The sequence below is a fragment of the Pseudomonas sp. VEM90 genome, assembly GCF_054611535.1.
In genome coordinates this window covers 119448-128973 of record NZ_JBTRAR010000020.1, presented here as the reverse complement: position 1 = coordinate 128973, position 9526 = coordinate 119448, and the positions used below count along the sequence as shown (strand labels likewise).

Sequence of the window (9526 nt, the reverse complement as noted above, 5' to 3'; positions counted from 1 at the left end):
CGAATGCGTCAGTGGCTTCAACACCGCATTCGCGGGTGAACCCGCTCCTACAGGGGGCATCTGATTGCTTCAGATCACTGGATTAACTGGATACGCAAGTGTATACACTTTTCGCAGAACAATAATGTGCGGGGAGTAGGGGCATGCGTATCTGGCGTAAGAGCATTCAGTGGCAATTGATCACCAGCATGGGCGCTGCCTTGCTGGCGAGCATCTTGGTTGTAGTCATTATCTTCACCGTGGCGCTCAACCGCCTCACCGACCGCTACCTGGTCGACACTGCCCTGCCTGCCAGCATCGAAGCCATCCGCAACGACATCGAGCGCATGCTGGGCCAGCCGCTGGTCGCTGCAGCGGACGTTGCCGGTAACACCCTGCTGCGCGACTGGCTTGCTGCCGGTGAAGATCCCGCGCAGGCACCCCAATTCATCGAATACCTGGCCGCCGCCAAGCAGCGCAATCAGGCCTTCACTGCGCTGTTCGCCTCGACCGAAACCGGCCACTACTACAACGAGAACGGCCTGGACCGTACCCTCAGCCGCAGCAACCCCAAGGACAAGTGGTTTTACGGTTATATCGACAGCGGCGCCGAGCGGTTCATCAACATAGACATCGATGGTGCCACCGGCGAGCTGGCACTGTTCATCGATTATCGTGTGGAAAAGGAAGGCAAGCTGGTGGGTGTGGCCGGCATGGGCCTGCGCATGACCGAGTTATCGAAGCTGATTCACGACTTCAGCTTTGGCGAGCACGGCAAAGTGTTTCTGGTACGCAACGATGGTTTGATCCAGGTGCATCCCGATGCTGCCTTCAGTGGCAAGCGTCAGCTTGCCGAGCAGCTTGGCGCGGACGCAGCCAAAGGCGTCATGACCGGAGGCGGGAGCCTGCGTAGCAGCCGCTTCAGCCGTGACGGTGAGCGCTACCTGGCGCTGGGCCTGCCGCTGCGCGACCTCAACTGGACCCTTGTGGCTGAAGTGCCAGAGTCGGAAATTTACGCGCAAATGCATCAGGCCGTCTGGCTGACCAGCCTGATCGGTGGCGCCGTAGCGTTGGTGTCACTGCTGTTGGTGGTACTGCTGGCGCGAGGCCTGGTGCGGCCGATCCGCCGCGTTACCGCCGCATTGGTTCAGATTGGCGGTGGAGCGGGTGATCTCAGCCACCGCCTGGACGATTCGCGCCAGGATGAACTGGGTGACCTGGCCCGTGGTTTCAACCGCTTCCTGGACAGCCAGCGCAGCCTGATCGGCGAGGTGCTGAGTACCTCCGAGCGGCTGCGGCGGGCCGTGGAGCAGGTAACCCAGGTGGTGGACAACACCGCCGAGCGCTCCGGGCGCCAGCAAGAGATGACCGAAATGGTCGCCACTGCTGTACACGAGATGGGCCTGACCGTGCAGGACATTGCCCGCAATGCCGGCGATGCGGCCCAGGCGTCGCAGTCGGCACGAGACGAGGCGTTGCAGGCCCGCGAGGTGGTGCAACGATCCATTCGTGGCATCGAGGGGATGTCGGGCGACATCGGCAAAGCGGCCGATGCGGTCAGCCAACTGGCCGACGAAGTCGCCTCGGTCGATGAAGTGCTCGCGGTAATCCGCAGCATTTCCGAGCAGACCAACCTGCTCGCGCTGAACGCTGCGATCGAGGCCGCGCGGGCAGGGGAGATGGGGCGCGGGTTCGCTGTGGTGGCCGATGAAGTTCGTACGCTGGCCAGGCGCACACAACTGTCCACCGATGAAGTGCAGCAGATGATCCAGCGGCTGAAGTTGGGTGCAGGTTCGGCGGTGAGTTCAATGCAGGCAGGGCAGCAGGCAACCGGCAGTGGTGTGGAGTCGAGCCAGCGCACCGGGGCATCGCTGAGCGCGATTACCGACCAGGTAGAGCACATCAGTGACATGAACCATCAGGTGGCCACGGCTACCGAGGAGCAGTCGGCGGTGACCGAGGAAATCAACCGGACAGTGCAGGGGATTTCCGATTTGGCGCGTGAGACGGCGGCTGAGGTGCAAGGGTGCCGCGAGGAGTGCCAGGCGTTGCGTGGGTTGGCTGATGACCTGGCGCGGCAGATGGGTGGGTTCAGGCTCTAGATCGCCGGGGCCGCAAGACGGCCCCGGCACTTGCTCAGCCACCAATGATCGTGCGGATATCCGCGGCCAGCTCACGCACCCGCGCTTCTTCGGTATCCCACGAGCACATGAAGCGCGCGCCACCGTTGCCGATAAAGGTATAGAAGCGCCAGCCCTTGCCCCGCAGCGCCTCGATGGCGTGCTCCGGCATCTGCAGGAACACCCCGTTGGCCTCAACCGGGAACATCAGCTCTACTCCCGGCAGGTCACTGACCAACGATGCCAGCAGCTGCGCGCAATGATTGGCGTGGTTGCCATGGCGTAACCAGGCGCCATCTTCCAGCAGCCCGACCCAGGGCGCCGACAAGAAGCGCATTTTCGACGCCAGTTGCCCTGCCTGCTTGCAGCGATAATCGAAGTCTTCGGCCAGTTGGCGGTTGAAGAACAGAATTGCCTCGCCTACCGCCATGCCGTTCTTGGTGCCGCCAAAGCACAGCACATCCACGCCGGCCTTCCAGGTCAGTTCGGCCGGGCTGCAGCCCAGGAATGCGCAGGCATTGGTAAAGCGTGCGCCGTCCATGTGCAGGTTCAGGCCCAGCTCCTTGCAGGTGGCGCTGATCGCCTTCAGCTCGTCGGGGCGGTACACCGTGCCTACTTCGGTAGCCTGGGTAATGGTCACCACGCGCGGCTTGGGGTAGTGGATATCCTGGCGTTTGAGCGCCACTTCGCGGATCGACTGTGGCGTCAGCTTGCCGTTGACGCTGGCCGCCGTCAGCAGCTTGGAGCCGTTGGAGAAAAACTCCGGTGCACCGCATTCGTCGGTTTCGACGTGGGCGGTCTCGGAGCAGATCACGCTGTGGTAGCTCTGGCACAGCGACGCCAGGGCCAGGGAGTTGGCCGCGGTGCCGTTGAAGGCGAAGAACACTTCGCAGTCGGTTTCGAACAGATTGCGGAAGTACTCCGATGCACGCTCGGTCCACTGGTCGTCGCCGTAGGCGCGGTCGTGGCCGCGGTTGGCTTTTTCCATCGCCGCCCAGGCTTCGGGGCAGATACCGGAATAGTTGTCGCTGGCGAATTGTTGGCTCTTGTCTGTCATGGCACGGTCCTGTGAACGACGCAGAACAGCACTCTAAACCATCGATTCAGCACTTGCCTATACAACCCGTGCAGCGATTTCTGTTCATTACTGTGCCGGCCTCTTCGCGGGCGCGCCCGCTCCCACAATGGTCCTGCACACGCCAATCACTGTGGGAGCGGGCGCGCCCGCGAAGGGGCCCGCATGGGCGGCACAAAGAGAATGTCGTAAACGCGCCATTGCAAGGCGTGCGCAGGCATCTGACCCGACCCCGCCAGTCATAACATCGCCACAAAGGGCCACAGTGCCCCACGACAAAAAACGATCGCTGCCGGGAGATACACAATGTTCAGCAAGCAAGACCAGATCCAGGGTTACGACGATGCACTGCTGGCGGCGATGAATGCCGAAGAACAGCGCCAGGAAGATCACATCGAGCTGATCGCCTCGGAGAACTACACCAGCAAGCGCGTCATGCAGGCCCAAGGCAGCGGCCTGACCAACAAGTACGCCGAAGGCTACCCGGGCAAGCGTTACTACGGTGGCTGCGAGCACGTAGACAAGGTAGAAGCCCTGGCCATCGAGCGCGCCAAGCAGCTGTTCGGTGCCGACTACGCAAACGTCCAGCCGCACTCCGGCTCGTCGGCCAACGGCGCGGTCTACCTGGCCCTGCTGCAAGCCGGTGACACCATCCTGGGCATGAGCCTGGCCCACGGTGGCCACCTGACCCACGGCGCCAAAGTGTCGTCCTCGGGCAAGCTGTACAACGCTGTCCAGTACGGTATCGACACCAACACCGGCCTGATCGACTATGATGAAGTCGAGCGCCTGGCGGTCGAGCACAAGCCGAAAATGATCGTTGCCGGTTTCTCGGCCTACTCCAAGACCCTCGACTTCCCACGCTTCCGCGCCATCGCCGACAAAGTGGGCGCACTGCTGTTCGTCGACATGGCCCACGTTGCCGGCCTGGTTGCCGCTGGTCTGTACCCGAACCCGATCCCGTTCGCCGATGTGGTCACCACCACCACCCACAAGACCCTGCGCGGTCCGCGTGGCGGCCTGATTCTGGCCAAGTCGAACGAAGAGATCGAGAAAAAGCTGAACGCCGCTGTATTCCCGGGCGCCCAGGGTGGCCCGCTGATGCACGTGATCGCTGCCAAGGCGGTGTGCTTCAAGGAAGCGCTGGAGCCTGAATTCAAGGCCTACCAGCAGCAAGTGATCGAAAACGCCCAGGCCATGGCCAAGGTGTTCATCGACCGTGGCTACGATGTGGTTTCCGGTGGTACCGACAACCACCTGTTCCTGGTCAGCCTGATCCGTCAGGGCCTGACTGGCAAAGACGCCGACGCCGCCCTGGGTCGTGCGCATATCACCGTCAACAAGAACGCCGTGCCGAACGACCCGCAGTCGCCGTTCGTCACTTCGGGCCTGCGTATTGGCACCCCGGCCGTCACCACCCGCGGCTTCAAGGTCGCTCAGTGTGTGGCATTGGCTGGCTGGATTTGCGACATCCTCGACAACCTCGGTGACGCAGACGTCGAAGCCGATGTGGCGAAGAACGTCGCGGCCCTGTGCGCAGATTTCCCTGTCTACCGCTGAGTGGAGTCACACACCATGCAACGTTACTCGGGCTTCGGCCTTTTCAAGCACTCCCTCAGCCACCACGAAAACTGGCAGCGGATGTGGCGCACGCCAACCCCTAAAAAGGTTTACGACGTAGTCATCGTCGGCGGTGGCGGCCATGGCCTGGCCACGGCCTACTACCTGGCCAAAGAGCACGGCATCACCAACGTTGCCGTGATCGAGAAGGGCTACCTGGGCGGCGGCAACACCGCCCGTAACACCACCATCGTGCGTTCCAACTACCTGTGGGACGAGTCGGCGCACCTGTACGAGCACGCCATGAAGCTGTGGGAGGGCCTGTCCCAGGACCTCAACTACAACGTGATGTTCTCCCAGCGCGGTGTTTACAACCTGTGCCACACCCTGCAGGACATGCGTGACTCCGAGCGTCGGGTCAGTGCCAACCGCCTCAACGGCGTGGATGGCGAGCTGCTGAACACTGCTCAGGTTGCGGCCGAAATCCCGTACCTGGACTGCTCCAAGAACACCCGCTACCCGATCCTCGGTGCCACCGTACAGCGCCGTGGCGGCGTTGCCCGTCACGATGCCGTGGCCTGGGGCTTCGCCCGCGCTGCCGACGCCCTGGGCGTCGATCTGATCCAGCAAACCGAAGTGATCGGCTTCCGCAAGGAAAACGGCGCGGTCATCGGTGTGGAAACCAACAAGGGCTTCATCGGCGCCAAGCGCGTCGGCGTGGTCACCGCCGGTAACTCGGGGCACATGGCCAAGCTGGCCGGCTTCCGCCTGCCGCTGGAATCGCACCCGCTGCAAGCGCTGGTATCCGAACCGATCAAGCCGATCATCGACAGCGTGATCATGTCCAACGCCGTACACGGCTACATCAGCCAGTCCGACAAGGGCGACCTGGTGATCGGTGCCGGTATCGACGGCTGGGTCGGCTACGGCCAGCGCGGTTCGTACCCGGTGATCGAGCACACCCTGCAGGCCATCGTCGAGATGTTCCCCAACCTTTCGCGTGTTCGCATGAACCGCCAGTGGGGCGGCATCGTAGACACCTCGCCGGACGCTTGCCCGATCATCACCAAAACCCCGGTCAAGAACATGTTCTTCAACTGCGGTTGGGGTACTGGCGGCTTCAAGGCGACCCCCGGTTCGGGCAACGTCTTCGCCGCGAGCCTGGCCAAGGGCGAAATGCACCCACTGGCCGCGCCGTTCTCCATGGACCGTTTCTACAACGGCGCACTGATCGACGAACACGGCGCTGCCGCCGTCGCCCACTAACCGGAGACACCGTCATGTTGCATATTTTCTGTCCCCACTGCGGCGAGCTGCGCTCCGAAGAAGAGTTCCACGCCTCTGGCCAGGCGCACATCGCCCGCCCGCTGGACCCTAACGCCTGCTCCGACGAGGAGTGGGGTACCTACATGTTCTACCGTGACAACCCACGCGGTATTCACCATGAACTGTGGGACCACGTTGCCGGCTGCCGCCAGTACTTCAACGTCACCCGTGACACCGTGACCTACGAAATTCTGGAAACCTACAAGATTGGCGAGAAGCCGCAAGTGACCGCCAACGGCAAAGCCACCGGCGCAGCGTCGACCGTCAAAGGCCAAGGGGAAAAAGTATGAGCCAGACCTATCGCCTCGCCAGCGGCGGCCGTATCGACCGCAGCAAGGTCCTGAACTTCACCTTCAACGGCAAAACCTACCAAGGTTATGCCGGTGACAGCCTGGCCGCCGCGTTGCTGGCCAACGGCGTCGACATCGTCGGCCGTAGCTTCAAGTACTCGCGCCCGCGCGGCATCATCGCCGCCGGTACCGAAGAGCCGAACGCCATCCTGCAGATCGGCTCCAGCGAAGCTACCCAGATCCCCAACGTGCGCGCCACCCAGCAGGCGCTGTACGCAGGTCTTGTCGCCACCAGCACCAACGGCTGGCCGAACGTCAACAACGACGTCATGGGCATCCTCGGCAAGGTTGGCGGCAGCATGATGCCGCCGGGCTTCTACTACAAAACCTTCATGTACCCCAAATCGTTCTGGATGACTTACGAGAAGTACATCCGTAAAGCCGCCGGTCTGGGCCGTGCGCCGCTGCAGAACGACCCTGACAGCTACGACTACATGAGCCGGCACTGCGACGTGCTGATCGTCGGCGCCGGCCCTGCTGGCCTGGCTGCGGCATTGGCCGCTGCGCGCAGCGGTGCCCGCGTGATCCTGGCTGATGAGCAGGAAGAGTTCGGCGGCAGCCTGCTCGACACCCGCGAAACCCTCGACGGCAAGCCTGCCGCCGACTGGGTCAACGCCGTGGTCAAAGAGCTGGAAAGCCTGCCGGAAGTGACCCTGCTGCCACGTGCCACGGTCAACGGCTACCACGACCATAACTTCCTGACCATTCACGAGCGCCTCACCGACCACCTCGGCGATCGCGCCCCGATCGGTCAGGTTCGCCACCGCGTACACCGCGTTCGCGCCAAGCGCGTGGTACTGGCTGCCGGCGCCCACGAGCGCCCGCTGGTGTACGGCAACAACGACGTGCCGGGCAACATGCTGGCCGGTGCTGTTTCCACCTATGTTCGCCGCTATGGCGTGGCCCCGGGTCGCAAGCTGGTACTGTCGACCAACAACGACCACGCCTATCGCGCCGCGCTGGACTGGCACGACGCAGGCCTGCAAGTGGTCGCCATCGCCGACGCCCGCCACAACCCACGTGGTTCGCTGGTTGAAGAAGCGCGTGCCAAAGGCATTCGCATCCTCACCTCCAGCGCCGTGGTCGAGGCCAAAGGCAGCAAGCACGTCACTGGTGCCCGTGTGGCGGCCATCGATGTGCAGGCGCACAAAGTCACCAGCCCAGGCGAAGTCCTTGAGTGCGACCTGATCGCGTCCTCGGGCGGTTACAGCCCGATCGTGCACCTGGCTTCGCACCTGGGCGGTCGCCCGGTATGGCGTGACGATATCCTTGGCTTCGTGCCGGGCGATGCGCCGCAGAAGCGTGAGTGCGTCGGTGGTATCAACGGCGTGTATGCCTTGGGCGATGTGATTGCCGATGGCTTTGAAGGCGGCGTTCGCGCAGCCACCGAGGCTGGTTTCAAGGCCACTGTCGGCACCCTGCCAAAAACCGTGGCGCGCAAGGAAGAGGCCACTGTGGCACTGTTCCTGGTGCCGCACGATAAAGGCACCAAGGGGCCGAAGCAGTTCGTCGACCAGCAGAACGACGTGACCGCGGCCGGTATCGAACTGGCCACCCGTGAAGGCTTCGAGTCGGTCGAGCACGTCAAGCGCTACACCGCGCTGGGCTTCGGTACCGACCAGGGCAAACTGGGCAACATCAACGGCCTGGCCATCGCCGCCCGTTCGATCGGCATCACCATCCCGGAAATGGGTACCACCATGTTCCGCCCCAACTACACGCCGGTGACGTTCGGCGCGGTAGCGGGCCGTCACTGTGGTCACCTGTTCGAGCCCGTGCGCTTCACTGCCCTGCATGCCTGGCACGTGAAGAACGGCGCCGAGTTCGAAGACGTCGGCCAGTGGAAGCGCCCGTGGTACTTCCCGAAAGCCGGTGAAGACATCCATGCTGCCGTGACTCGCGAATGCAAGGCCGTGCGCGACAGCGTGGGCCTGCTGGACGCCTCGACCCTGGGCAAGATCGACATCCAGGGCCCGGACGCGCGCGAGTTCCTCAACCGCATCTACACCAACGCCTGGACCAAGCTCGACGTGGGCAAGGCCCGCTACGGCCTGATGTGCAAGGAAGACGGCATGGTCTTCGACGACGGCGTAACCGCCTGCGTCGGCGACAACCACTTCATCATGACCACCACCACCGGCGGCGCTGCCCGCGTGCTGCAGTGGATGGAGCTGTATCACCAGACCGAATGGCCAGAGCTGAAGGTGTACTTCACTTCGGTCACCGACCACTGGGCCACCATGACCCTGTCCGGCCCTAACAGCCGCAAGCTGCTGAGCGAGCTGACCGACATCGACATGGACAAGGAAGCCTTCCCGTTCATGACCTGGAAGGAAGGCAACGTCGGTGGCGTGCCGGCCCGTGTGTTCCGTATCTCGTTCACCGGCGAGCTGTCGTACGAAGTGAACGTGCAGGCCAACTACGCGATGGGCGTGCTGGAACAGATCATCGAGGCCGGCAAGAAGTACAACCTGACCCCGTACGGCACCGAAACCATGCACGTACTGCGTGCAGAGAAGGGCTTCATCATCGTGGGCCAGGACACCGATGGTTCGATGAACCCGGACGACCTGAACATGAGCTGGTGCGTTGGCCGCAACAAGCCGTTCTCGTGGATCGGCCTGCGTGGCATGAACCGCGAAGACTGCGTACGTGAGAACCGCAAGCAGCTGGTGGGCCTGAAGCCGGTCGACCCGACCAAGTGGCTGCCGGAAGGCGCCCAACTGGTGTTCGACCCGAAACAGCCAATCCCGATGGACATGGTCGGCCACGTCACCTCCAGCTATGCGTCCAACTCCCTGGGCTACTCGTTCGCCATGGGTGTGGTCAAAGGCGGCCTCAAGCGCATGGGCGAGCGTGTCTACTCGCCGCAGGCGGATGGCAGCGTGATCGAGGCGGAAATCGTGTCTTCGGTGTTCTTCGATCCGAAGGGTGAGCGGCAGAACGTCTAAGGCCCCCGGTCCAACCGGTGCCAGGCGTGGAATGAGGTCTCTGTGGGAGCGGGCGTGCCCGCGAAGAGGGCGGTGAATTCAACATCGCATTCGCGGGCATGCCCGCTCCCACAGGATGGCCGTCTCCCGCAGGCATCGTGGTCGAATCCAGAATTCAAGGCAGGT

At 63.0% G+C, this 9526-nt stretch carries 6 protein-coding genes and 1 pseudogene; 6 read left to right on the top strand and 1 reads right to left on the bottom strand.

The features are described 5' to 3' along the window. Positions 1-143 precede the first annotated feature (143 nt). Positions 144-1217 (top strand): annotated as a pseudogene (mcpH, locus tag ACYCCG_RS19165) (methyl-accepting chemotaxis protein McpH); the annotation flags it as partial. Between the two features lie 126 nt (positions 1218-1343). Then, positions 1344-2081, top strand: coding sequence for a methyl-accepting chemotaxis protein (locus ACYCCG_RS19160; protein WP_370588310.1), 738 nt, complete (start codon positions 1344-1346; stop codon positions 2079-2081). Positions 2082-2115: 34 nt separating this feature from the next. Here ACYCCG_RS19160 and ACYCCG_RS19155 read toward each other — a convergent pair whose 3' ends face one another. Then, on the bottom strand, positions 2116-3156 hold the full coding sequence (locus tag ACYCCG_RS19155; protein ID WP_176683563.1) for a threonine aldolase family protein: 1041 nt from the start codon (positions 3154-3156) through the stop codon (positions 2116-2118). Positions 3157-3480: 324 nt separating this feature from the next. Here ACYCCG_RS19155 and ACYCCG_RS19150 point away from each other — a divergent pair, with 324 nt between their 5' ends. The 4 genes from ACYCCG_RS19150 to ACYCCG_RS19135 are packed head-to-tail and all read left to right on the top strand — an operon-like array spanning position 3481 to position 9361. Then, a complete protein-coding gene (locus tag ACYCCG_RS19150) occupies positions 3481-4734 on the top strand; it encodes a serine hydroxymethyltransferase (protein WP_021782655.1) in 1254 nt (417 codons plus the stop codon). Between the two features lie 15 nt (positions 4735-4749). Beyond that, on the top strand, positions 4750-6000 hold the full coding sequence (locus ACYCCG_RS19145; RefSeq protein WP_003255680.1) for a sarcosine oxidase subunit beta family protein: 1251 nt from the start codon (positions 4750-4752) through the stop codon (positions 5998-6000). Positions 6001-6014: 14 nt separating this feature from the next. Continuing rightward, on the top strand, positions 6015-6350 hold the full coding sequence (locus ACYCCG_RS19140) for a sarcosine oxidase subunit delta (RefSeq protein WP_103443359.1): 336 nt from the start codon (positions 6015-6017) through the stop codon (positions 6348-6350). After that, positions 6347-9361, top strand: a complete 3015-nt coding sequence (locus tag ACYCCG_RS19135) for a sarcosine oxidase subunit alpha (protein ID WP_252461517.1) — start codon at positions 6347-6349, stop codon at positions 9359-9361. The genes ACYCCG_RS19140 and ACYCCG_RS19135 overlap by 4 nt, the downstream gene beginning before the upstream one ends. Positions 9362-9526: the final 165 nt, after the last annotated feature.